The sequence below is a fragment of the Ruegeria sp. BHSB058 genome, from assembly GCF_059613285.1.
In genome coordinates this window covers 21,904-45,213 of the sequence record NZ_JBXWSF010000021.1, presented here as the reverse complement: position 1 = coordinate 45,213, position 23,310 = coordinate 21,904, and the positions used below count along the sequence as shown (strand labels likewise).

Annotated in this window: 19 protein-coding genes; 7 read left to right on the top strand and 12 right to left on the bottom strand. The window is 56.9% G+C overall.

Annotated elements, in window-relative coordinates; genetic code table 11:
- Window positions 1–89: 89 nt before the first annotated feature.
- The 4 genes from AC2FNB_RS07870 to cysQ are packed head-to-tail and all read right to left on the bottom strand — an operon-like array spanning window position 90 to window position 3,753.
- A complete protein-coding gene (locus AC2FNB_RS07870) occupies window positions 90–1,124 on the bottom strand; it encodes a glycosyltransferase family 2 protein (RefSeq protein ID WP_496745520.1) in 1,035 nt (344 codons plus the stop codon).
- Window positions 1,125–1,131: 7 nt separating this feature from the next.
- Window positions 1,132–2,115 (bottom strand): UDP-glucose 4-epimerase GalE, encoded by a 984-nt coding sequence (gene galE / locus AC2FNB_RS07865; protein ID WP_496745518.1) that lies wholly within the window; start codon window positions 2,113–2,115, stop codon window positions 1,132–1,134.
- Window positions 2,116–2,155: 40 nt separating this feature from the next.
- Window positions 2,156–2,956 carry a 3-deoxy-manno-octulosonate cytidylyltransferase gene (locus AC2FNB_RS07860; protein WP_496745516.1) on the bottom strand — a complete coding sequence of 267 codons (801 nt, stop codon included), beginning with the start codon at window positions 2,954–2,956 and terminating at the stop codon, window positions 2,156–2,158.
- Window positions 2,956–3,753, bottom strand: coding sequence for a 3'(2'),5'-bisphosphate nucleotidase CysQ (cysQ, locus tag AC2FNB_RS07855; protein WP_496745514.1), 798 nt, complete (start codon window positions 3,751–3,753; stop codon window positions 2,956–2,958). Before cysQ ends, AC2FNB_RS07860 begins: the two co-directional genes overlap by 1 nt.
- Window positions 3,754–3,922: 169 nt before the next feature.
- Between cysQ and AC2FNB_RS07850 the strand changes: the two genes are divergently transcribed.
- Window positions 3,923–4,696, top strand: coding sequence for an ABC transporter permease (locus AC2FNB_RS07850; protein WP_496745533.1), 774 nt, complete (start codon window positions 3,923–3,925; stop codon window positions 4,694–4,696).
- Here the strand turns inward: AC2FNB_RS07850 and AC2FNB_RS07845 are convergent, their stop codons facing one another.
- The gene (locus AC2FNB_RS07845) at window positions 4,697–5,302 is read right to left on the bottom strand and encodes an alpha-ketoglutarate-dependent dioxygenase AlkB family protein (protein ID WP_480750101.1); all 606 of its coding nucleotides are present in this window, start codon (window positions 5,300–5,302) and stop codon (window positions 4,697–4,699) included.
- Between the two features lie 213 nt (window positions 5,303–5,515).
- Between AC2FNB_RS07845 and dnaK the strand changes: the two genes are divergently transcribed.
- The 3 genes from dnaK to radC all read left to right on the top strand — a co-directional run bounded on the left by dnaK (window position 5,516) and on the right by radC (window position 9,517).
- On the top strand, window positions 5,516–7,423 hold the full coding sequence (gene dnaK, locus AC2FNB_RS07840; RefSeq protein WP_496745513.1) for a molecular chaperone DnaK: 1,908 nt from the start codon (window positions 5,516–5,518) through the stop codon (window positions 7,421–7,423).
- Window positions 7,424–7,498: 75 nt separating this feature from the next.
- The gene (gene dnaJ / locus AC2FNB_RS07835; protein WP_480750103.1) at window positions 7,499–8,647 is read left to right on the top strand and encodes a molecular chaperone DnaJ; all 1,149 of its coding nucleotides are present in this window, start codon (window positions 7,499–7,501) and stop codon (window positions 8,645–8,647) included.
- A 114-nt stretch (window positions 8,648–8,761) separates the two neighbouring features.
- Window positions 8,762–9,517: a RadC family protein gene (gene radC, locus AC2FNB_RS07830; protein WP_496745511.1), complete on the top strand. Its 756-nt coding sequence runs from the start codon at window positions 8,762–8,764 to the stop codon at window positions 9,515–9,517.
- Window positions 9,518–9,526: 9 nt separating this feature from the next.
- Here radC and AC2FNB_RS07825 read toward each other — a convergent pair whose 3' ends face one another.
- From AC2FNB_RS07825 to secA, 3 genes are all read right to left on the bottom strand, one after another.
- The gene (locus AC2FNB_RS07825) at window positions 9,527–11,086 is read right to left on the bottom strand and encodes a phosphate ABC transporter substrate-binding/OmpA family protein (RefSeq protein ID WP_496745509.1); all 1,560 of its coding nucleotides are present in this window, start codon (window positions 11,084–11,086) and stop codon (window positions 9,527–9,529) included.
- Between the two features lie 24 nt (window positions 11,087–11,110).
- Window positions 11,111–12,022, bottom strand: a complete 912-nt coding sequence (locus AC2FNB_RS07820; protein ID WP_496745507.1) for a hypothetical protein — start codon at window positions 12,020–12,022, stop codon at window positions 11,111–11,113.
- A 126-nt stretch (window positions 12,023–12,148) separates the two neighbouring features.
- Entirely contained in the window at window positions 12,149–14,854 is a 2,706-nt protein-coding gene (gene secA, locus AC2FNB_RS07815) for a preprotein translocase subunit SecA (RefSeq protein WP_496745505.1), read from the bottom strand.
- Window positions 14,855–15,029: 175 nt separating this feature from the next.
- Between secA and AC2FNB_RS07810 the strand changes: the two genes are divergently transcribed.
- Genes AC2FNB_RS07810 through mutT form a run of 3 tightly spaced genes read left to right on the top strand, consistent with a single transcriptional unit; the run spans window position 15,030 to window position 17,509 of the window.
- A complete protein-coding gene (locus AC2FNB_RS07810) occupies window positions 15,030–15,881 on the top strand; it encodes a foldase protein PrsA (protein WP_496745504.1) in 852 nt (283 codons plus the stop codon).
- Between the two features lie 6 nt (window positions 15,882–15,887).
- Window positions 15,888–17,114 (top strand): bifunctional glutamate N-acetyltransferase/amino-acid acetyltransferase ArgJ, encoded by a 1,227-nt coding sequence (gene argJ / locus AC2FNB_RS07805; protein ID WP_496745502.1) that lies wholly within the window; start codon window positions 15,888–15,890, stop codon window positions 17,112–17,114.
- Window positions 17,111–17,509: an 8-oxo-dGTP diphosphatase MutT gene (mutT, locus tag AC2FNB_RS07800; RefSeq protein WP_480750110.1), complete on the top strand. Its 399-nt coding sequence runs from the start codon at window positions 17,111–17,113 to the stop codon at window positions 17,507–17,509. Before argJ ends, mutT begins: the two co-directional genes overlap by 4 nt.
- A gap of 374 nt (window positions 17,510–17,883) precedes the next feature.
- Here the strand turns inward: mutT and infB are convergent, their stop codons facing one another.
- From infB to rimP, 4 genes are read right to left on the bottom strand one after another with little or no spacing between them, the layout of a single operon-like run.
- The gene (gene infB / locus AC2FNB_RS07795) at window positions 17,884–20,385 is read right to left on the bottom strand and encodes a translation initiation factor IF-2 (protein ID WP_480750111.1); all 2,502 of its coding nucleotides are present in this window, start codon (window positions 20,383–20,385) and stop codon (window positions 17,884–17,886) included.
- 4 nt (window positions 20,386–20,389) lie between these two features.
- Entirely contained in the window at window positions 20,390–21,019 is a 630-nt protein-coding gene (locus AC2FNB_RS07790; RefSeq protein ID WP_480750112.1) for an RNA-binding protein, read from the bottom strand.
- Between the two features lie 22 nt (window positions 21,020–21,041).
- A complete protein-coding gene (gene nusA, locus AC2FNB_RS07785) occupies window positions 21,042–22,658 on the bottom strand; it encodes a transcription termination factor NusA (protein ID WP_496745499.1) in 1,617 nt (538 codons plus the stop codon).
- On the bottom strand, window positions 22,658–23,251 hold the full coding sequence (gene rimP, locus AC2FNB_RS07780) for a ribosome maturation factor RimP (RefSeq protein ID WP_480750114.1): 594 nt from the start codon (window positions 23,249–23,251) through the stop codon (window positions 22,658–22,660). The genes nusA and rimP overlap by 1 nt, the downstream gene beginning before the upstream one ends.
- Window positions 23,252–23,310: the final 59 nt, after the last annotated feature.

Here is a 23,310-nt window from a genome sequence, read left to right as displayed (position 1 = left end):
TCATGCGATCAATGAATTTAGAAAAGGTTATGCCTGGGCTGACATTTCAGCCACGCGTCGTTCTCTTTATTGTTGTAGATCGATTCATTTTACCATCCACCTGAGGACATCAAACCCAATTCTTCCAATTGCTGCCAGTCTCGCAAGCGAGTTGAAGAATGGGTCCATAAACTCGGGTCCTGAGCGATCCCATCGTAATAGTGATCGAAAAGGTCGGGGTTGTGAAAATGTTGACCACGCAACTTTTCGACGGTCGATTTCCAGACAATTTCCGGAAGGAATTTCGTGTGCAGCAAAACACCCGAGGGCGATTTTCCTTCGGGGCCGTCATAGGTAAAGTTCAACCTGCGGGGCAGGGCCGAGTGGCAAGAATTGACATAGGCATACCGCCGGGACCACTTTACCAAAGGTATCTTGTTCAGGGTCGGAGACCGACGCGGATTGTCGCTAAAAAAGGCGCGCTCTCGCATTCCTCCCTGAACCCAAAGATTGCCCAGCGGCTGTTGGCGTTGACTGCGATAGGGGCTGGCGTCGAACCAGCAAAGCTCTTTCATGGGGTCCGCGCCAGACATATAGTTTGGTTGGCTCAGACTGCCTTTGGGATAAAGGTCCAGCAGGTGCGCGCCAAAAACATGTTGGCCCGAGGTTTCCAACCAACTGGTTAGATCGTGCAGCGACCGGGACTGGTGATGGGCATAAATCAACAACTCGTCCGCATCGATCATCAGCATCCAGTGATTGTGCCCGTACCGCATCTGCAGCCAGGTCATCCAATCCAGCCCAAAGCGCGCGGCGCGATAACTGGCGTAGGTTTGCCATAGAGATACGTCGGGTTGTTCGAGAAGCCATTCGTCGCTGCCATCGTCACTGCCATTATCGATCATCAGAAAGTGGTCGACGCCAATCCGGCGATAGTGCTCGAAGAACCAGGGCAGGCGCGAAACTTCGTTGCGCAGTGTCGTGACCGCTAGAATGTCGCCAAGTCTGATTTGCGTTGTGCGGTTCGAAAGTGTCTTGAGTTGGTGCCGGCTGCGAAACGAGCGCCACAGCAAGCGTCGTCGTTTCCAGAGCAGCTTATAAGCGCGGAGCCACCCTGGATGTTCTGGGCTATCAGCGGCAGACATCGTAGGGTTACCGTTTGTAGTGGCCATTCTGATGCCAGCGCCAGGCATCGGCGATCATAGTCTCTAACATTGACCTTTTCGGTGTCCAGCCAAGTTCGACCTCGGCCCTAGTCGAGCCGGAAACCAGCTTGGTGCAATCTCCCGCGCGGCGTGGGCCAATGTTGAAGGGCACTTCGCGGTTGGTGACAGATTTCGAATGCTTGATCACTTCCATGACCGAGAACCCCGATCCGGTTCCCAAGTTGAATACCCGGCTGCCTTTTCCCTGTTGCAACCATTTCAGCCCCAGAACATGAGCATCCACCAGATCGCAGACATGCACAAAGTCGCGGATGCAGGTGCCGTCGGGTGTGTCGTAATCGGTGCCGAACACGGTTAGCGCGTCACATTTGCCGTCGATTGCTTCCAGCATCAATGGCACCAGATGGGTTTCGGGACGGTGGAACTCGCCCACCTCGCAGTCGGGGTCGGCACCTGCCACGTTGAAATATCGAAATATGACGTGCTTCAACCCATGCGCGGCTTCGAAATCGCGCAGGATGTCTTCAATCGCTCGTTTCGAGGCGCCATAGGCGTTCAGCGGCAATTGCGGTGTGGCCTCATCCAGCACAACGTTGTCATGCTCGCCATAAGTGGCGCAGGTCGAAGAGAAGACGAAGTTCAGGCAACCAGCCGCCACGGCCGCCTCGATCAGTGACAGTGACCCGGTGACGTTGTTGGTCCAGTATTTTCCCGGTTTCGACATTGCCTCGCCCACCTGGCTTAGGGCGGCGAAATGCATGACTGCGGCGGGCTGGTATTGGGCGAATACCTCGTCAAGCTGAGCACGATCCAGCAGGTCGCCCTGCACGAATGGCCCAAACTTGACCGCATCCTGCCAACCGGTGATCAGGTTGTCATAGGTGACGGGCGTATACCCGGCCTGCCTTAGCGCCTTGCAAGCATGAGAGCCAATATAGCCAGCGCCACCGGTCACGAGGATGTTGGTCATGATAAGCTGCTCTTTTCTCCTGGTTTAGCCGGTTTCCTGTTTACTCCAGCCCCATGGCCGTCATCATTTCTTCGATCTTGGGCACGTCCTGTGGGTTGTTGAGTTCCCAGAACTGCCGGCCTTTGGCTTCGACTTCGACGCAAAGAACCTTGCGGCCATTTTCCATGAAACGAAGCTGTTCGAGCCCTTCGAGCTGTTCAAGCGGGCCAGTGGGCCAGGTGGGGTAGGCGCGCAGCGCGTCGGGGCGATAGGCATAGACGCCAACGTGGTGAAAAACTGGTGTATCTTCGGCGTCATGGTAGATCTCGGAGGTGTACGGGATCACCTCTTTGGAGAAGTACATGGCGCTGTGGTCGGCAGCGAAGACGGCAGTCGTTCCGCCGACACGTCCGTTCCTTCGGTCATTCAGCAGACTGTTCAGCGCAGCTGCGTCACACCGCAAAACCGGAGTGGCGACACCCGCATCGGGTGACGCCCGCAAACCGGCGACAAGATCTTCGACGAACCAATGAGGGGTCAGAGGCGCATCGCCCTGCAGGTTGACAACGATTTCAAATCCGCCACCCAGATTGTCATGGGCCTCGGCACAGCGTTCGGTTCCATTGCCGCAGGTTTCCGAGGTCATCACCACCTCAGCTCCGAATCCTTCCGCCACTTCGCGGATGCGGTCGTCATCGGTTGCCACAACCACACGGTCCACGCCCGACACGGCGGTTGCTGCCCGCCAGGATCGTTCGATCAGGGTTATCGAACTCCCTGTTGCCCCGGTCAGTGGCACCAGCGGCTTGCCGGGATAGCGGGTCGAAGCATAGCGGGCGGGTATGGCGATCAGAACGGACATTAGGCCTCCTTCAGGTCAACACCCGGAGCGTAGGCGATAAAGAACGGGTTGGCATAGCCTTCTTTGCCGTAGGTCAGCGGCGAATGATCGTCAAAACGCACCACCTTACCCCCCGCACCAGCCAGCACGGCATGGCCGGCGGCGGTATCCCATTCCATCGTGCGGCCAACACGTGGATAGAGATCGGCCTCGCCAGTCGCGACCAGACAGAATTTCAGCGAGGAACCGGCGCTCTTGCTGTCCCGTACTTTGTATTTGCCGATGTAATCGTCGGTTGCTTGATCTCGGTGCGATTTGGACGCGACCACCAAAAGGGCAGAATTATCCGGTTTAGAGACAGATATCGGGTTCAGATTGCCGGACGCAGCCTTGTCTAGAGCGCCCGTTTCCTCCACCGATTGACCGTCGGGCCGAGTATAGAACATGCGCCCTTTTGCCGGAGCGTAAACCACTCCGCGAGTGGGTATGCCGTTTTCCACCAAAGCGATGTTGACAGTGAAGTCCCCACGCCGGTTGATGAATTCTTTGGTCCCGTCCAGTGGGTCGACGATCAGAAACGTTTCGCCGGACTGCGAATGCGAGGCGGCCTGCTCTTCGGTTATCAGCAGGATATCTGGGAATGCGGCGCGCAAGCCGGTCGAGATCAGCGCGTCTGCTGCTTCGTCCGCTTCGGTTACAGGACTGGCATCGGATTTGACCTTCACGTCGAAATCATCGGCGTTGTATATTTCCATGATCTTGTCGCCTGCTTCCAGCGCAAGCCGCCGGATTATCGGAATTAGGTCTTCGTAAGTCACAAAAAAGCTCCGATCCTGTGATTTGTTGAACTAACGCATTGCCGACCTTATGCTGCGATGAAAACGGATCGGCAAGATTTCCGTGTCAGTTTTCAGGCAATGAAGCAATAAGGACGGTCGGGTGTTTCGCTATAGACAGAACAAGACCCTGTTGGGTGGGGCCGTCACGATGGCCGAGATCACCTTTCATGAGGTGGTCCGTCATGTCAGATCCAAGCACAACAATGCATGGGTTGCTTTGGGCCTCAACATTCTACAGGCAATGGTGTTTGTCGGCGTGTTTTATGCCATGTTCACGCTCTTGGGCATTCGGCGTATGTCCGTGCGCGGTGACTTTTTGCTGTACATCATGTCCGGCATTTTTCTGTTCATGTGCCACGTCAAGGCAGTGGGGGCGGTGTCGGGGGCGGCGGGCGCGAACAGTCCGATGATGAAGCACGCGCCGATGAATACGCTAGTAGCGATTGCCTCGGCCGCGTTCGGAGCGCTATATACACAGCTTTTGACCCTATTTGTGATCCTGTTCATCTATCAGGTCGCTTATAAACCGCTGGTGATCTCTGATCCGGTCGGAGGCTTCGGCATGCTGTTGCTGGCGTGGTTCACCGGATGTGGTGTCGGTCTGGTGTTTCTGGCAATCAAGCCATGGGCGCCGGCGGCGGTTTCGATTATGGCCACGATCTATCAACGGGCCAACATGATCGCATCAGGCAAAATGTTTGTGGCGAACATGCTGCCGCCGACGATGCTTGCCATGTTCGACTGGAATCCGTTGTTTCACGCCATCGATCAGTGCCGCGGTTTTGTGTTTCAGAACTATTTTCCACGTAACAGCAGTTGGGAATACGCGTTTTGGGTCGGCATAGTACTGATCATGCTGGGTCTGATGGGTGAATTTTATACCCGCCGCCATGTTTCGGCCAGCTGGTTTGCGCGCCGCTGACTAGTCTCCGGCCACCCGTAGGGTCAGGTTCAGCCGCCCGCCCTTTGGCAATAGTTTCGATGATCCGAATCTGATCCGGTCGACGCCATGGTAGGTCAGTCGTGCCGGGCCAGCCATGGTCACAACGTCACCTGAGTTCAGCCAGATCGACTCGGTCTTTCCGCCGCGGGTGGCATTCCCGATCCTGAACAGCGCATCGTCGCCGAGAGAAACGGACACCACGGGCCAGGAAAAATCGGCCTCGTCTTTGTCCTGATGCAGGCTCATACGGCTGCCATCTCCATAGTAATTGATCAGGCAACAATCAGGCAGGCGGCTCGCACCCGATACACTGCGCCAGATATTCAGGATCTCGTCAGGGATCGCGGGCCATGGCACACCACTAGGATGCTTGTCCTGATACCGATATCCTTGTCTGTCCGTTACCCATCCAAGAATCCCTGCCGAGGTCATGCGCACCGACATTTCCCTTCCTGAGGGTGTTGTTGGGCGCACCAGCGGCGCCAGCTTGAGTACCGGGCGTAGAACCTCGATCAAGCGGTTCTGGCGAGCGGAATCGAGATACCCTTTTCGAATGTCGAAGCCGCGCAGTATCAACCGAGTCATGGGTAAACGTCCGTTCCTTACCAAATCGTTGCCAAAAAGGTCCAAGATTCCTGAAAACCTGCGATTTACCATGCTTGCAGGCCTCCATTTCGGCCCTTATATACGCCGGGACGCGCGATGGTGTAGTGCCGTCGCGCACCACTGATCGGGGCCGGGATGCCGTAACGGGTTCGGGCCTCGGGACATCGCCTTGAAGAGAAAGGGATCGAACACATGGGAAAAGTAATCGGTATTGACCTCGGCACCACCAACTCGTGCGTTGCCATCATGGACGGATCGCAACCGAAGGTTATCGAAAACTCCGAAGGGGCGCGGACCACGCCTTCGATCGTCGCCTTCACCGAAGACGAGCGACTGGTTGGGCAGCCCGCAAAGCGTCAGGCGGTCACCAACCCGGAAAACACCATCTTTGGCGTCAAGCGCCTGATCGGTCGCCGGGTCGACGACGCAGAAGTCGAAAAAGACAAGAAAATGGTGCCCTATGCCATCGTTGATGGTGGCAACGGTGATGCATGGGTCAACGCCCGCGGCGAAAAGTACTCCCCAAGCCAGATTTCGGCCTTCACGCTGGGCAAAATGAAGGAAACCGCGGAATCGTATCTGGGTGAGGAAGTCACGCAGGCGGTCATTACAGTTCCCGCCTATTTCAACGACGCGCAGCGGCAGGCCACCAAGGACGCCGGCAAAATCGCCGGGCTGGAAGTACTGCGGATTATCAACGAACCGACGGCTGCCGCGCTGGCCTATGGTCTGGACAAGCAGGAAACCCAAACCATCGCGGTCTATGACCTTGGTGGCGGTACCTTCGACGTGACCATTCTGGAAATCGACGACGGCCTGTTCGAGGTTAAGTCGACCAACGGTGACACCTTCCTGGGTGGTGAAGACTTTGACATGCGCATCGTCAACTACCTGGCCGACGAGTTCAAAAAGGAACACGGTGTCGACCTGTCGAAAGACAAGATGGCGCTGCAGCGCCTAAAAGAGGCGGCTGAAAAGGCCAAGATCGAATTGTCGTCGACCTCGCAAACCGAGATCAACCAACCTTTCATCTCGATGGGTTCGAACGGCCAGCCACTGCACATGGTCATGAAGCTGACTCGCGCCAAGCTGGAATCGCTGGTGGGTGATCTGATCAAGAAGTCGATTAAACCCTGCCAAGCGGCCCTGAAAGACGCGGGCATCTCGGCAGCCGATGTTGACGAAGTGGTTCTGGTCGGCGGTATGACCCGCATGCCCAAGGTCATCGAAGAGGTGACCAAGTTCTTTGGCAAAGAGCCTCATAAGGGTGTGAACCCTGACGAAGTCGTTGCAATGGGTGCTGCTATTCAGGCTGGTGTTCTGCAAGGCGATGTAAAGGACGTGGTTCTGCTGGACGTGACCCCGCTATCGCTGGGTATCGAAACGCTGGGTGGTGTGTTTACCCGCCTGATCGACCGCAACACCACGATCCCGACCAAGAAATCCCAGGTGTTCTCGACTGCCGAGGATAACCAGAACGCCGTTACCATTCGCGTGTTCCAGGGTGAGCGTGAAATGGCCGCAGACAACAAGATTCTCGGCCAGTTCAACCTTGAAGACATCCCGCCCGCACCGCGTGGAATGCCGCAAATCGAGGTGACCTTCGACATTGATGCCAACGGCATTGTGTCCGTGTCGGCCAAAGACAAGGGTACCGGCAAAGAACAGAAAATCACCATTCAGGCATCGGGTGGCCTCAGCGACGAGGACATCGAAAAGATGGTCAAGGACGCCGAGGAAAATGCAGAGGCTGACAAGGCCCGTAAAGGACTGGTCGAGGCCAAGAACCAGGCTGAAAGCCTCATTCACTCGACCGAGAAGTCGATGGAAGAGCATGGCGACAAGGTCGACCCGACCACTATCGAGGCGATCGAACTTGCCATTGCGGCGCTGAAAGACGAGATCGAAACCGACAATGCCGACAAGATCAAATCTGGCATTCAGAACGTGACCGAAGCCGCGATGAAGTTGGGCGAGGCCATATATAAGTCGCAGATGGAAGACTCCGATGACGAACCGACTGCGGCGGATGCGGGTCCGGATGCAGACGACATCGTGGATGCCGAGTTCGAAGATCTGGATGACGACAAGCGTAACTAACGGGTAAACCGGGCCAAGACGGGCCGGTCCGGTTGCCGGGCCGGCCCGAATTCGTTGAGGCAGAAGGGATATCGGATGTCAAAACGTGACTATTACGAAGTGCTCGGTGTGTCCAAGGGCGCTGCGGCGGATGAAATCAAGAAGGCCTATCGCAAAAAGGCCAAGGAGTTTCATCCGGACCGAAATAAGGACAACCCGGATTCTGAGGCGAAATTCAAAGAGGCCAACGAGGCCTATGAAGTACTGAAGGACGCCGACAAAAAGGCGGCCTATGACAGGTTTGGGCATGCCGCGTTCGAAAACGGTATGGGCGGCGGTGGGCGTCCGGGCGGCGGTTTCGGTTCGGGCGACTTTTCCAGTGCGTTTTCCGATGTGTTTGACGACCTGTTCGGTGATTTCATGGGCGGTCGTGGAGGCGGTGGCGGCGGACGTCGCGCCGCACGTGGTTCGGACCTGCGCTATAACTTGCGGGTATCGCTGGAAGATGCGTATTCGGGCCTGCAAAACACGATTAACGTTCCCACGGCAGTGGCCTGTTCGTCATGTGAAGGCACTGGCGCAGAAAGCGGTGTCGAACCCGCAACGTGTCCGACTTGTTCCGGTATGGGAAAGGTTCGCGCGCAGCAGGGATTCTTTACCGTTGAACGCACCTGCCCTACTTGCGCTGGCATGGGGCAGATCATCAAGAACCCGTGCAAATCCTGCCACGGTCAAGGTCGCGTCGAAAAAGAGCGTGCGCTGAGCGTCAATATCCCGGCTGGTGTTGAAACTGGCACCCGCATCCGACTGGCGGGCGAGGGTGAGGCCGGAATGCGTGGCGGTCCTCCGGGTGATCTCTATATCTTTGTCGAAGTGACCCAGCACAAGCTGTTCGAACGTGACGGCGTGAACCTTTATTGCCGGGTGCCTGTCAGTATGTCCAAGGCAGCGCTGGGCGGCGCGATCGAAGTACCGACCATCGATGGCGGGCGTGGTCGCGTGCAGATCCCGGCTGGCAGCCAATCGGGTCGCCAGATGCGCCTTCGAGGCAAGGGCATGCCTGCATTGCGTGGGGGTGGTATCGGAGACATGCTGATCGAACTGGCGGTCGAGACGCCGGTCAACCTGACCAGCCGCCAAAAGGAATTGTTGCGTGAGTTTGATGAACTGGCAGATGATAACAATCCCGAGACAAAAAGCTTCTTTTCCTCGGTGAAATCCTTTTGGGACGGGATGAAGGGCTAGACCTGAAGTTTGCTCTCAGGCGGGAGGCGCAGAATATCGTTCTTCTGGGATGAGTTGATCGGTAGTGGAAGGCTGTTAACTTCTCAGAAACCGGTTCTGCGTCAACCTGTTTGGATGACACAGGATTCACTTCACGAGTCTCCCATGCTTTTTGACATGGATGAAGCGCAAGCGGTGCCACTACAGCTTGGACGGCTGCCATCATATATCAAAGATCACCGAAAGCGGCTGCGTGAGAGGTTCATGACCGGCGGCGCGGCGGCCATGCCAGACTATGAGTTGCTGGAGCTGATCTTGTTTCGTTCTGTCCCGAGGCAGGACGTAAAGCCGCTCGCCCGGCTGTTGCTGGATACTTTCGGCGACTTCAGCCGAGTACTGTCAGCACCGGTTGATCGATTGCGAGCCGTTAAGGGGGTTGGTGACAGCATTGTCACCGACCTGAAAATCCTGGAAGCGAGCGCTCATCGTATGGCGCGGGCGCGGGTGATGCAGAGGCAAGTTATTTCCAGTTGGGATGCTTTGCTGGACTATTGCCATACGGCTATGGCGCATCGGGAGACTGAGCAGTTCCGGGTGTTCTACCTGGATCGCAAGAACGTTCTGATCGCGGATGAAGAGCAGGCGAGCGGCACCGTCGACCATGTTCCGGTCTATCCGCGGGAGGTGGCGAAACGTGCGCTGGAACTGAATGCCTCGGCACTGATCCTTGTTCACAATCATCCGTCGGGTGACCCGACTCCCTCACAGTCGGATATCGATATGACACGGCAGATTCAGAATGCATGCGTGGCGCTGGGGCTGACCCTGCATGATCATCTGATCATCGGAAAATCGGTCGAACTAAGTTTCCGTGCTGACGGATATCTCTAACCGAGCAGGCTACTTGACCCAAACCTCGACCCGGCGGTTCACCTTTCTTCCCCAGTCGCTGTCGTCGCATGCCATTGGCAGCGCCTCACCGAATGCGTCTACTTCGATTTTCACGTTATCCGGCACCGCAGTTTCAATCGCCGAAAGAACGGCTCTGCGAACCGAATCCGCGCGCCTGCGTGCGATACGGGTGTTAGCAGCGGCCGACCCTTCGCTATCGCTGAAGCCAATGAAGAAAAGTTCGCGCCCGTCATACGATCCGGTTTCCAGCGCCTTGGCAAACTGAAGGATGTTGGAGCGAGATTGCGCGTCGGGGCGGGCTGATCCCGTCTCGAACCGGAACGAAATGGTCAGCCTTTGCATCGGAGCCAGCGTGGATATCAACCTCTGCATTTCTTGCAGAGTGACTTCGTCCCCGGCCGCCGAAATGGCGTTTGCCAACCTATCGCCCTGCGCGCCCAAGCGAATGTGTTCGGCCGTTTGATCGACGAAACCGGCGCGACGGATAACGATTTGCGCAGCAGGGCTTTTGGCATAGGATAAAAAATCGCGGGCGATCTTGGGCAATCGCCGCGCGGGGAGATAAAGGAACATCGGCGAGGACAGTGGATAGTCTTCGGTTTTTATGCTCCAACGCGAAGCAGACAAGGAAAATCCGCACTTTCCCGTTAGAGTCAATGCGCGCGTCGATCCGGTCTCAGCAAAGCTTGTCATACCGAGGCCGAACGGATCCGACGCCACTGCATGCGCCAATTGGCTGCCGCGTCCATGGCGTTGCACCGACGAGGTGACTTGTAATCCTGCAGGCTTGAGCAACTTGTCCTCAACTGCTTGTGCCAGACCTGAGCCGGAGACCGGCAAGTGCAGAGAAATCGGAGCGTCCGGGCCGCCAAGTTCGATCCAGTTTGTAATACGGCCAGCGAATACCCTTGCGAGGTCAAAGGTCGAAATACTCTGAATAGGGTTTTCCGAGGACACTACGGGAACCATCGCGTCCAAGGCTAAAACGAGGCTGCGAGCAGGATCGTTCAGATCACCGAGGCCAGTTTCGGATATCCTCTGGTGTTCATCGGGCCGAACCTCGCGCAATGCCATCACAATATCGGCCTCCAAGGCGAGAAGATCAGCGAAGCCCTCGTCTGTGGTGTTGACGTGAAATGTAAACCTCGCAAGTGGAGCTGAACGGCGCGGCTGGAACAGGCTATAGACAAAACTTGTTTCGTCCTGTGTTTCGCGTTTCGTTCGCAACCCATTGCGCGCGGCAAAACCTTCGACCAGAGGGGGCAGGAGGGATTCCGCCATTGTGGCCGAGCCAGACAGGACGATTTCGGCTACGTACTCGGTTAGATTGGGGCAGGCCGGGCCATCACAGGTGACGCCTGACCCGTCCACAGTAAGTTCTCCGAATTGCGTCTGAATACGATAGAATTCGCCGTCGAAGCCCAGAAAAGCGCCGGAAACAGAAACTTTACCATCGTGGGAAATCAACGTGATGTCCTGCGCAAAAGCGCCATCCATGGATATGCAATATGTAAGTGCGGCGATTGTCGCCGCACGAAGCCAAGTCATGTGATACCTGATGTCGCCTGTTGCCTATTTGGCCGCGATCTTCAGGTTTTGAAACAGATTATTCAACACAAGAAAATCACCGACAGACGAACAATCCGGCATTGATACCGACAGGTCGCGTGAGGTCATTGAGTCGTCACCATGCATCATGAAGGATTGAGCGTTCAACGTGCGTCCACAGTTTTCTTCTGTGACCTCAGCTTCGACTGTCATCTCGATGGTGCCAGATTTCTTTGCGCCTCTGGAAGGAAATGAATACACCTCGACCAACTGTGCGTCGCTCAAGGTTGTATTGCCAAGCCGATCGGTGTTGCCCAATCCATGTGAACTCTCGTTGGCCCAGACATGCCCGTCTTCACCATAGGCGGCACCGAACTCTAACGCGTGCAACTGCAGATCGGGACCTCCCCGCCATTGCAAAGCAACACGATCATAGGCCTTGAGATCTGGGATCACGGTTGAGGCAACCGAGCCTTTGTTGTTGGCAAACTCAACAATGAATATCGCTCTTTCCGACATTGCCGGGATCGTTACGGTCAACCGGCCTTGGGTATCGGTTTTTTCGGTAAACATCAGCCCGTTGTGATGAACCGTCAACCGTTCGCTTTTGTGACAAGGTGCGTTAACAAAGAGCGTCGCGTTTGCCAGAGGTGCAGGTTCTGCATTAGCCGTGACCTTGCAACTCACTGGCGACGCTGGTCTGGCTCGCTTTTCATTACCCAAGGTCTGCTCAGGTTCAGACGCTTCGGTCTTGGCGTCAACAGAGGTCAAAGAGATTTTTTTCAGGGCCTTGACCTGAATGTTCTGGCTTAAAGTGCTTTCGAGCGGCAGCAACGAAGCGGTGCGCGCCGAGGGCTCAGAACTGTAATCCCGGTCGGCGCTTTTTTGCATGAAATAGCCGGTCGCCAGCGCACAGCCGACGGTTCCGCCAATCATAATTAGTCTTCTCCAAAGCTCCATTGGACATCCCCTTTGTTTCCGGAGCGGAAATCAAAGTCGTCAAAAAAGGCGGCCAATCTATGGCCGCCTTTGGGAGTAATTTTGTCCGTTTCAGGGCGGGCGTCAGGTCAGCCGCCCGTGGCAATGCTTGAATTTCTTTCCGGACCCACAAGGGCATTGATCGTTGCGCGATGGGTTGCCCCAAGTCTCCGGATCGTCTTCGACAAATCCAGGGCGGGGATCACCCGAAGCCTGAGCTTCGGCAATCGCTTCTGCCTGTTTGGCGGCCTTTTGCATTTGCGCCTGCTGTTCAGCGTATTGCGCCAGCATCTGCCGTTGTTCTTCCTCGGTCAGAGGGCGAATGCGGGACAGTTGCTGTGTCACCGCCTCCCGCAATCCGTCCAGCATGCTTTCGAACAGTTGGAAACTCTCGTTCTTGTATTCATTCAGCGGATCGCGCTGTGCATAACCACGGAACCCAACCACTGACCGCAGATGCTCCAGCGTTAAAAGGTGTTCACGCCACTTTGTGTCGATGGTTTGCAGAAGCACCTGTTTTTCGATGTTGCGCATATTCTCGGGGCCGAAATCCACGGCCTTCTTGGCCATCATCTCGTCGGTGGCCTTGATCAGGCGCTCGCGAATGTCGTCATCATCGACACCTTCTTCTGCCGCCCAACTCTGGACGGGGACGTCGACACCAAGCTTTTCAATGACGGCAGAATGGAGGCCATCTGTGTCCCACTGATCGGCATATGTCTTGGGTGGCATGAACTCGTCGATCAGATCGTCGATAACCTGTTCGCGCATATCGGAAACGATTTCGGACAAATCCTCGGCCGACATGATTTCGCGGCGCTGGTTGAAGATCACCTTGCGCTGATCGTTCATCACGTCGTCGAATTTCAGAACGTTCTTGCGCATATCGAAATTGCGGCCTTCGACCTTGGCCTGGGCGCGTTCGAGCGACTTGTTCACCCATGGATGGATGATCGCCTCGCCCTCTTGCATTCCCAGCGTGGTCAGCACCTTGTCCAGACGCTCCGAACCAAAGATGCGCATCAGGTCATCTTCGAGGCTGAGGTAGAAAACCGTGCGTCCGGGATCGCCCTGACGGCCTGAACGACCGCGCAACTGATTATCGATACGGCGGCTTTCATGTCGTTCCGACGCCATGACGAACAGGCCGCCGGCGTCAAGAACCTTTCTCTTTTCTTCAGCGTGACGCGCTTCTTCGGCAGTGCGCAGTTCGGCTGGGTCGGCTTCGGGATTGGCGGCGATAGCTTCGAGCACTTTCATCTCGACATTGCCGCCCAATTGGATGTCGGTTCCGCGGCCTGCCATATTCGTGGCGATGGTCACTGCGCCCAATCGACCGGCATCTGCCACGATCTGGGCTTCCTGCTCGTGCTGGCGAGCGTTCAGGACATTGTGTCCGATGCCTTCCTTGCTCAACATCTGGCTGAGCATCTCCGATTTTTCGATTGACGTCGTTCCGACCAGTACAGGTTGCCCTTTCTCGTTCGCTTTTTTGATCTGTTCGATTATGGCGGCGTACTTTTCCGGCGCGGTTCTATAGACCTGATCGTCTTTGTCTTCACGTGCGATGGGCTTGTTCGTGGGGACCTCGACCACGCCCAAACCGTAAATTTCGCCAAATTCCTCAGCCTCGGTTAACGCGGTGCCGGTCATACCGCTCAGTTTGTTGTACAGGCGGAAAAAATTCTGGAAAGTGACACTGGCGAGCGTCACGTTCTCGGGCTGAATCTGTGCACCCTCTTTGGCTTCGATGGCTTGGTGAAGCCCATCAGACAGACGCCGGCCGGGCATCATACGGCCGGTGAATTCGTCAATAAGAACAACGTTACCGTCGCGCACGATATAGTCCTTGTCGCGCTGGAAAAGCTTGTGCGCGCGCAGGCCCTGGTTGACGTGATGCACAATGGTCGTGCTTTCTGGATCGTATAACGAATGTCCCTCGGGCAGCAGGTTGCGATCCAGCAGGAGCTGTTCAAGAAATTCGTTGCCTTCATCGGTAAAGGTCACATTGCGAGATTTCTCGTCCAGCGAATAGTGATCGTCCTGTAGCGACGGGATCAAGGCGTCGATTGCGGTGTAAAGGTCGGACCGGTCCTGTGAGGGGCCGGAAATGATCAGAGGTGTCCGTGCTTCGTCAATCAGGATCGAGTCCACTTCGTCCACGATCGCGAAATTGTGGTGTTTTTGATAAACTTCATTCAAATCTGCCTTCATGTTGTCGCGCAGATAATCGAAGCCGAGTTCATTGTTTGTCGCATAGGTAACATCGCAGGCGTAGGCGGCCAGCTTGTCAGCATCGGCCTGTCCCGACCAAATGACACCGGTGGTCATGCCGAGGATGCCGAACACTTTGCCCATCCATTCCGCGTCGCGCTTGGCAAGGTATTCGTTGACAGTCACCACATGAACGCCCTTGCCGGTCAGTGCGTTCAGATAGGCGGGGAAAGTTGCGACCAAAGTCTTTCCCTCACCCGTCTTCATTTCCGAGATATTGCCCTGATGGAGAAAGATCCCGCCCATCAGTTGTACGTCGAACGCCCTGAGACCCAGAGCCCGTTTGGCGCCTTCGCGCACGTTAGCAAAGGCTTCGGGCAGCAGGTCGTCCAGTTTTTCGCCATCCAGCGCTCGTTTGCGCAACTCTTCTGTTTTCGATTTCAGGTCGTTATCCGAGAGTTTTTCGAACTCCGCTTCCAGCGCGTTGATCTTTTCGACCAGCGGGCGTGTCGCCTTGATCTTTCGGTCGTTCGGCGTTCCGAACACCTTTTTGGCGAGCGTTCCGAGTCCCAGCATGTTCACTCCAGCGGATCTGTTCTTGTCGTGGTTCCGACAGGCTTGCCCGCCCTGCGCGCAACCCATAGATACGGGGGGTGAAAGGCGGTCCTGTCCAAGGCTTCAAGCGATGTAAGCGGCAGGCCGTAGAGTGTCAACGCCACGCACCGTCGCGGCAAAGAAATAGGATGATTCAATGCCCAAAGGCCTCACATTTCTGCCATCTCTGGCGCTTGCCGTCGGCCTGGCCCTGCCCCTGACCGCCGAGACGACAACCGACGCCGACATGGTGGTGGCGGTCGTCAATGGGGATGAAATCACTTTGGGCCACATGATCATCGCGCGTGCGACGCTGCCGAGGCAGTATCTGGAGCTTGAGGATCAGGTTCTGTACGATGCCATCCTCGACCAGCTTGTGCAGCAGACGCTTTTGAAACAACAGCAGAATGGCGAGCTTCCCAAGCAGGTGGCGATTGCGCTGGAAAATGAGAGGCGTTCGCTACTTGCAGCGGAAACCATCGAGGATATCCTGCGCTCGGCCTTGAGTGAAGAGGCGGTTCAGGCCGCCTATGACGCCGAATACGGCGACGGGTTCGGTGGCGATGAATACAATGCCTCACATATCCTCGTGGAAACCGAAGAAGAGGCCATGGCGGTCAAGGCCGAACTGGACGGCGGTGCAGACTTTGCGGAAACCGCCAAGGCGAAATCGACCGGCCCCTCCGGCCCGAATGGCGGTGAATTGGGCTGGTTCGGCCCGGGCGCCATGGTTCCCGAATTCGAACAGGCTGTTGTCGCTTTGGAAAAAGGGCAGATCTCTGAACCGGTTCAAACCCAGTTCGGCTGGCATATCGTGACGCTGAATGATCAGCGCAAGGCGGAAGCACCGGAACTGGAAGCGGTGCGCGGAGAGCTTGCATCCAAAATCCAGCAGGAAGCCATTCAGGCGCGCCTGGACGAATTGACGGATGCGGCGACCATAGAGCGCCAGCCCTTGGACGGTGTGACGCCGGACGTCCTGAAACAACTGGATCTGGTGCAGGAGTAAGCCGCCATGGCAAAGATCACCAAAGTCTCGCCACTCGCCCCGAGCAGCTTTCCCGATTTGCCGGTCATCGCGGGCGTTCGGTTTGCAACTGCTGCCGCGGGTGTACGGTATCAGGGACGGACCGATGTCATGCTGGCGGTGATGAACGCCGGCACGTCGGTTGCGGGCGTATTTACCCGGTCAGCAACGCGTGCCGCCCCGGTCTTGGATTGTCAGACCAAGATTGGTGGAGCAAGCGATGGACCGGCCGCGATCTTGGTCAATTCCGGCAATGCCAATGCCTTTACCGGGCATTTTGGACAAACCTCGGTGGTCGAGGTGGCCAAGGCGGTTTCAGACGCGACAGGGGTTCCTGCATCTCGAGTTTTCACGTCCTCGACTGGAGTGATCGGTGAACCGCTGCCGCATGAGCGGATCGTGGCAAAACTGGAAGATCTGAATGCGGCCCTCAGCCCTGATGCAATTGAGGATGCAGCCACGGCAATTATGACCACCGACACTTTCCCAAAAGGTGCCAGCAGGACCGTCGGGATCGACGGCAAGATGGTCAAAATTGCGGGAATTGCCAAGGGGTCGGGCATGATCGCGCCGGACATGGCAACGATGCTGGTCTACATCTTTACCGACGCAAAGGTGGAACAGGCCGTCTTGCAGCAGATGCTGGGTGAGATTACCGATCGCACCTTCAACTGTATCACTGTGGATAGCGATACTTCGACTTCGGACAGCCTTTTGCTGTGCGCTACCGGTGCGTCAGGAGCTGATGCTACCGGAAACCCCGGGTTCACCGAGGCGCTTGAGGCAGTGATGCTGGATCTGGCGCAACAAGTAGTCAGGGATGGCGAAGGCGCGTCCAAATTTGTCGAGATTCGTGTGACAGGCGCCGCCTCGGACGCTGATGCAAAGGTGCACGGATTGGCGATCGCAAATTCTCCGCTGATCAAAACGGCGATAGCGGGGGAGGACCCGAACTGGGGCCGCGTCGTCATGGCCATCGGTAAGTCTGGGGCAGCAGCAGACCGGGACCTGTTGAGCATTTCATTTGGCGATATTCTAGTGGCCGAAAAAGGGTGGGTCAGCCCTAACTACCGCGAGGCGGACGCAGCGGCATATATGAAAGGTCAGGAACTGGTGATCGGCGTCGATCTGGGATTGGGGGACGGTAATGCAACGATTTGGACCTGTGATCTGACCCACGGTTATATTGAAATCAACGCGGATTATCGCTCGTGAGAACGGTATTGGTATCTGCCGTTGCGCTAATTGATGTGGATGGCCGGGTGCTGTTGGCGCAGCGCCCGGAAGGTAAGTCGATGGCCGGTCTTTGGGAGTTTCCCGGGGGCAAGGTTGAAGTCGGGGAAACCCCCGAAGCCGCTCTGATCCGCGAGTTGGAAGAGGAGCTGGGTATCAACACCTGGGCTTCTTGTTTGGCCCCACTGACTTTTGCCAGCCACAGTTATGACGACTTTCACTTACTGATGCCCTTGTTCGCCTGTCGGAAATGGCAGGGCACCCCGCGGGCACAAGAGGGACAGGCGCTGAAATGGGTGCGAGCCAACGAGTTGCGTAGTTACCCGATGCCGCCTGCGGATGTCCCTTTGATTTCAATTTTGCGGGACTGGTTGTAAAATCCAATACTATCACATCGCGCGAGTTCGTTTGATCAGGCTGCTGAAAAATTAACCTTATGGGATAACAATTTAATTTTTACATTCGATTTTTCGTGTATGATGAGCCTGTCTTATTCCTTTTTGGGGAGGATTGGGCATGTTGCGGACAATTGCACTGGGAAGTTGCGTTTTCGTGCAAGGCACATTTGTTCGAAAATTGGCAGATGGGCGTATCGTGGTACGCGTAGAGAAGAAGCTTTATTTCGGGCGACCTGTCGCGGCATCGACTTGAATGCGGCAGAATACACCACTCACGTGAGAGCGACACGCGACGTCCTCTCAAAAAAACGGCGGCCACAATGGACCGCCGTTTTTTGTCAGTTCATGTCGTATCAATCGAGCGTTCTGGTAACTTCTTCACGCTCGAATATTTCGATCACATCGCCGGAGCGGATATCGTCGTAGTTCTCGAATGCCATTCCGCATTCCTGACCTGACTGAACCTCGGCCACCTCGTCCTTGAAGCGCTTGAGCGTCTTGAGCGTCCCTTCGTGGATGACCACGTTGTCGCGCAGCAGACGGACGCCGGCCGAGCGGCGTGCTACCCCTTCGGTCACCAGACAGCCCGCAACTTTGCCGACGCCGGAAACCTTGAACACTTCCCTGATCTCGGCGTAACCGATGAACTTTTCGCGGATCTCGGCGCTCAGCAGGCCAGATGCGGCCGCTTTCACGTCATCCACAAGGTCGTAGATCACTGAATAGTAGCGGATTTCGACGCCTTTCTGGTTTGCGGTATTCCGTGCCGAAGCATTGGCGCGGACGTTGAAGCCAAAGACTGGCGCACCAGATGCTTCGGCCAGGCCGATGTCGGTTTCGGTGATTGCACCAACGCCAGAGTGCAGAACGCGTACGCGAACCTCGTCGTTACCGATCTTTTCCATCGCCTGGACGATGGCCTCGGCCGAACCCTGCACGTCCGCCTTCACCAGGATCGGAAGTTCCGAGACGTTTTCGTCTTCCTTGGCCTTGGCCATCAACTGTTCCAGTGTGGTCGCGGCTCCGGCCGCAGCGCGTTTGTCCTTGGCGGCTTGTTCGCGGTATTCGGCAATTTCGCGGGCCTGCGCTTCGGTCTCTGTTACGTTCAGAACGTCGCCTGCTTCGGGCGTGCCATTGAGGCCCAGAACTTCAACTGGTACCGACGGACCCGCCTCTTTCACCCTCTCACCCTTGTCGTTGATCAGTGCGCGTACCTTGCCGTATTGCTCACCCACAACGAAGATATCGCCCTGACGCAGCGTACCTTTCTGAACCAGAACGGTCGCGACGGGACCGCGGCCCACGTCAAGCTGCGCTTCGATCACGGCGCCCTGGGCGGCGCGGTCGGGGTTGGCCCTGAGTTCCAGAATCTCGGCTTGCAATGCAATCGCTTCGAGTAGGTCATCCAGACCCTGACCGGTCATGGCGGACACTTCGACATCTTGGACTTCACCCGACATCGCTTCGACAACCACTTCGTGTTGCAGCAGGTCGGTGCGAACTTTCATCGGGTTCGCGTCGGGTTTGTCGATCTTGTTGATCGCCACGATCATCGGCACCTTGGCCGCCTTGGCGTGATTAATCGCCTCGACGGTCTGCGGCATCACCGCGTCATCCGCAGCCACCACCAGCACCACGATGTCCGTTACCTGCGCGCCGCGCGAACGCATCGAGGTAAAGGCGGCGTGGCCTGGTGTGTCGAGGAAGGTCAGAATAACACCGTCGTTGGTTTCCACCTGATAGGCGCCGATATGCTGGGTGATTCCCCCGGCCTCGCCCGAGACGACCTTGGTGTTGCGAATTGCATCCAGCAGCGAGGTCTTGCCGTGGTCCACGTGACCCATGATGGTGATCACCGGTGGACGTGGCAGGAGATCCTGTTCTTCGTCCTCGATATCAGCGATGACGTCCTCGACATCCGCATCCGAGACGCGCACAACGTTGTGGCCGAATTCCTGAATGATCAGTTCGGCGGTATCGGCGTCGATGGTCTGGTTCTGCGTGACCATCATGCCCATTTTCATGAGTTCCTTGACCACATCCGAGACCCGTTCGGCCATACGGTTGGCCAGTTCGGAAACCATGATGGCCTCTGGCAGTTGAACGTCACGGATCACCTTTTCCCGCTCGACCGAACCACCCATCGCTTTTTGACGCGCACGCTCCTGCTTGCGTTTCATCGCGGCCATCGAGCGCTGACGCCCGCCTTCGCCGCCTGAGAGAGCCTGATTGAGGGTCAACTTACCGGAGCGACGGCCATCGTCGCGGCCTTTGCTGCCGCGCGTGTTGCGTTGATCGCGATCGCGGTCAGCCGCGCCACTCCGGCGCGAGTCGTCGGCAGGCGCGGTTTGCTTGGGCGCAGGCGCTTTGGCCTTGGGCGCTTCTTTGGCCGCAGCGGCCTCTGCCGCCGCGCGTTTGGCGGCCGCTTCGGCTTCCAGCCGCTGACGTTCTTCGTCTGCGGCTTTCTGGCGAGCCTTTTCTTCGGCCTCTCGCTGTTCGCGTTCCTTGGCCTCTTGTTCCGCACGGCGGCGTTCACGCTCTTCCGCACGGGCTTTTTCTTCGGCCTCACGCTGCGCGGCTTCTTCGGCCTCGCGGGCCTTTGCGGCCTGAAGTGCCTTCAGGCGTCGCTCCATCTCGGCGTCCGAAATCCCGGCAGGGCGCCGCGAAGGATCACCCGCAGATGCAGCGCTGCTGGCACCCGGTTTGGTCGCACCCGGCTTGGGGACCACCACGCGTTTGCGTTTGGTTTCCACCACGACATTCTTGGTCCGTCCGTGGCTGAAACTTTGTTTCACATTCCCGGGGCGCGCCCCGCCACGCAGACCCAATGTCTTTTTGCCGTCATTATCGCTCATAAAGCTACTTACCCTTCCGAGCGGCCCCGTTGCCGCCGTCATCCGTTTCGCGCACACCACGCAAGCGTTGCGCTTCCTCTACAACACGTTTGGCGAGTCCACCAGAGGCCAGCGCCGCATGTATCACTGTTTGGCGTCCAAATGCCATGCCCAATTCGTCAGCCGTGAGCCAACCGATGTATTTTCCAAAGTGCGGCGTGCTCAATTTCGATTTGCCACGCCCGGACCCATCGGCTGCCTGAAGCAGAACCTGCGCCTCTTCCTTGTCGAGCCAGGTCTTAACTTTCTCATAGCCAGCCACCGCGTCGCCCGATTTCCGAGCGAGGCTGATCAGTTCGACCACGCGTCGCGATATTTGGCGTTCGACCTCGTTGATAAGGTCATCCGAGGCTTTGACCTGTGCCTTGAACGCGCGGCTGAACAGTTTCTTGCTGATCGCCTGCTTTAAAGCAGCCCGATCCGCAGCCACATACACGCCCCGACCCGGCAACTTGCCCGCGACGTCAGGAAAGACCTGACCGTCAGGCGACGCCACGAACCGTATCAACCCATACCTAGGTTGAACCTCGCCCGTGGCGATGCACTTCCGCTCGGGCCCCTCCGAACGATCCTTATGGACGCCACCGCGACCCATGAGCGCCACCCAAGGCCTGAGATCAGGCCTCGGCCTCCTCTTCAGAAAGTTCATCGTCTTCTTGGGCATCGGCTTCGAGATCGGCAGGATCAACCCAGCCTAACATGACGCGGGCAGTCATCACCAAATCCTGAGCCTCTTCCAGCGACACACCGAAGGGTTCCAGAATACCGTCATCCTTGACACGCTGTCCGTCAACCGTGGTCCAGCCGCCAGCCAGTTCCCAGTCGGCGCAAGTGGCAAAATCCTCGAGTGTTTTCACGTCATCCTTTGCCAGTACTTCTACCATCTGGGGCGTCAGTCCCTCAAATTCAATAAGGCTGTCCTCAGCGCCCAATTCGCGGGCACTATCCAGTGCCGCCTTGGCTTGTGCCTCCAGATAGTCGCGGGCGCGAGCCTGCAATTCGTTGGCGGTCCCTTCGTCGACACCGTCGATGACCAGCAGTTCGTCCAACTCGACATAGGCAACCTCTTCGAGGTTGGTGAATCCTTCGGAGACCAAAAGCTGGGCAAAGAACTCGTCCAGATCGAGGCTTTCCACGAACAGTGTGGTACGCGCCTCGAATTCTTTCTGACGGCGAGCCGATTCCTCGGCTTCGGTCATGATGTCGATGTCCAGACCGGTCAGTTGGCTGGCGAGACGCACATTCTGACCACGGCGACCGATGGCGAGGCTCAGTTGCTCTTCAGGAACCACAACTTCGATTTTGCCAGCTTCTTCGTCCAGAACCACCTTGGAAACCTCGGCGGGCTGCAGCGCATTCACCAGAAACGTTGGCTGATCTTCGTTCCACGGGATGATGTCGATCTTTTCTCCCTGCAATTCGTTCACTACGGCCTGCACCCGGCTGCCGCGCATACCAACGCAGGCACCGACCGGATCGATCGAACCGTCATATGAGATCACGGCAATTTTGGCGCGGGACCCGGGGTCACGGGCTACGGCCTTGACCTCAATGATGCCGTCATAAATTTCCGGCACTTCCATTTTGAACAACTCGGCCATGAACTCCGGTGCGGTGCGGGAAAGGAAAATCTGGTGCCCGCGTGGTTCGCGGCGGACTTCCTTGATATAGGCGCGGACGCGATCATTCGGGCGATAACTTTCGCGCCCGATCTTGTCGTTGCGGCGCAGAACAGCCTCGGCCCCACCCAGGTCGACTATGACGTTGCCGAATTCTTCGCGCTTGACGACACCGTTGATGATGGTGCCTGCGCGATCCTTGAAATCTTCGTATTGGCGGTCCCGCTCTGCTTCGCGGACTTTCTGCAGAATCACCTGCTTGGCCGATTGCGCGGCGATTCGACCCATCTCGACCGGCGGCACCTCTTCGACAAAGACGTCGCCGATTTCGGGGCTTTCCATATACTGACGCGCCTGTTCCACGGTCATCTCGGCCTGATAGTTTTCAAGCTCGTCATCGGCGACCACTGTGCGCACGCGGGTGAACGTCGCTTTGCCGGTTTTGCGGTCGATTGACACACGAATGTCCATCTCGGCGCCATATCGGCTCTTGGCGGCGCGGGCGAGGGATTCTTCCATCGCCTCGACCACCAGACCGGGGTCGATCATTTTTTCGCGGGCCACGGCCTCGGCGGTTTGCAACAGCTCCAGCTGGTTTGCAGAAGTGATTGCCATCAGTTCGTCTCCTCTTCGGACCCTGCTTCGGTCACGATTTCGTCGAATTGGTCTTCGTTAAGGGCGCCGCTTGCTTTGCGCTGGCGCAGCATTTCCTTGATCAGGTCATCGGTCAGCACGAGCTTGGCATCGCTCAGCCAGTCGAACTGTAGGCCGATGGTGATGGTCTCGCCATCCTGTGGGATGTTGATCAAAACCTCGTCGCCTTCGACGCCGGCCAGTTCACCTTTGAAGCGGCGGCGGCCGTCAATCAGTTCGGCGGTTTCCAGCTTGGCCTCATAGCCTTCGAACATCTCGAAATCCTTGAGTCGGGTTAGGGGCCGGTCGATACCGGGGCTGGAAACCTCAAGCGTGTAGGCGTCAAGGATCGGGTCTTCGACGTCCAGTGTGGCGCTGACCGCGTTCGAAATCTCGGCACAATCGTCCACTTCGATTCCGCCGTCAGGCTTGTCGGCCATGATCTGAAGTGTGGTCGTCTTGCCGCTCATCAGGCGAATGCGGACAAGTTCAAATCCCAGATCTTCGATCACGGGAGAAATGATCTCGGCCAGTCGCCGGTCGATGGCGGCTTTTGCAATCAGGTCGTTGGTCATGTCGTCCAAACACAAAAAAACGGGCGCGCGGCCCGTCGATCTTAATCGGTGGAGCCCCG

What these genes read in the sequence shown, in the direction of transcription:
- AC2FNB_RS07870 (WP_496745520.1), bottom strand. Translation starts at nt 1,124, where the DNA reads ATGTCTGCCGCTGATAGCCCAGAACATCCAGGGTGGCTCCGCGCTTAT.
- galE (WP_496745518.1), bottom strand. Translation starts at nt 2,115, where the DNA reads ATGACCAACATCCTCGTGACCGGTGGCGCTGGCTATATTGGCTCTCAT.
- AC2FNB_RS07860 (WP_496745516.1), bottom strand. Translation starts at nt 2,956, where the DNA reads ATGTCCGTTCTGATCGCCATACCCGCCCGCTATGCTTCGACCCGCTAT.
- AC2FNB_RS07850 (WP_496745533.1), top strand. Translation starts at nt 3,923, where the DNA reads ATGGCCGAGATCACCTTTCATGAGGTGGTCCGTCATGTCAGATCCAAG.
- AC2FNB_RS07845 (WP_480750101.1), bottom strand. Translation starts at nt 5,302, where the DNA reads ATGACTCGGTTGATACTGCGCGGCTTCGACATTCGAAAAGGGTATCTC.
- dnaK (WP_496745513.1), top strand. Translation starts at nt 5,516, where the DNA reads ATGGGAAAAGTAATCGGTATTGACCTCGGCACCACCAACTCGTGCGTT.
- dnaJ (WP_480750103.1), top strand. Translation starts at nt 7,499, where the DNA reads ATGTCAAAACGTGACTATTACGAAGTGCTCGGTGTGTCCAAGGGCGCT.
- radC (WP_496745511.1), top strand. Translation starts at nt 8,762, where the DNA reads ATGACACAGGATTCACTTCACGAGTCTCCCATGCTTTTTGACATGGAT.
- AC2FNB_RS07825 (WP_496745509.1), bottom strand. Translation starts at nt 11,086, where the DNA reads ATGACTTGGCTTCGTGCGGCGACAATCGCCGCACTTACATATTGCATA.
- AC2FNB_RS07820 (WP_496745507.1), bottom strand. Translation starts at nt 12,022, where the DNA reads ATGATTGGCGGAACCGTCGGCTGTGCGCTGGCGACCGGCTATTTCATG.
- secA (WP_496745505.1), bottom strand. Translation starts at nt 14,854, where the DNA reads ATGCTGGGACTCGGAACGCTCGCCAAAAAGGTGTTCGGAACGCCGAAC.
- AC2FNB_RS07810 (WP_496745504.1), top strand. Translation starts at nt 15,030, where the DNA reads ATGCCCAAAGGCCTCACATTTCTGCCATCTCTGGCGCTTGCCGTCGGC.
- argJ (WP_496745502.1), top strand. Translation starts at nt 15,888, where the DNA reads ATGGCAAAGATCACCAAAGTCTCGCCACTCGCCCCGAGCAGCTTTCCC.
- infB (WP_480750111.1), bottom strand. Translation starts at nt 20,385, where the DNA reads ATGAGCGATAATGACGGCAAAAAGACATTGGGTCTGCGTGGCGGGGCG.
- AC2FNB_RS07790 (WP_480750112.1), bottom strand. Translation starts at nt 21,019, where the DNA reads ATGGGTCGCGGTGGCGTCCATAAGGATCGTTCGGAGGGGCCCGAGCGG.
- nusA (WP_496745499.1), bottom strand. Translation starts at nt 22,658, where the DNA reads ATGGCAATCACTTCTGCAAACCAGCTGGAGCTGTTGCAAACCGCCGAG.
- rimP (WP_480750114.1), bottom strand. Translation starts at nt 23,251, where the DNA reads ATGACCAACGACCTGATTGCAAAAGCCGCCATCGACCGGCGACTGGCC.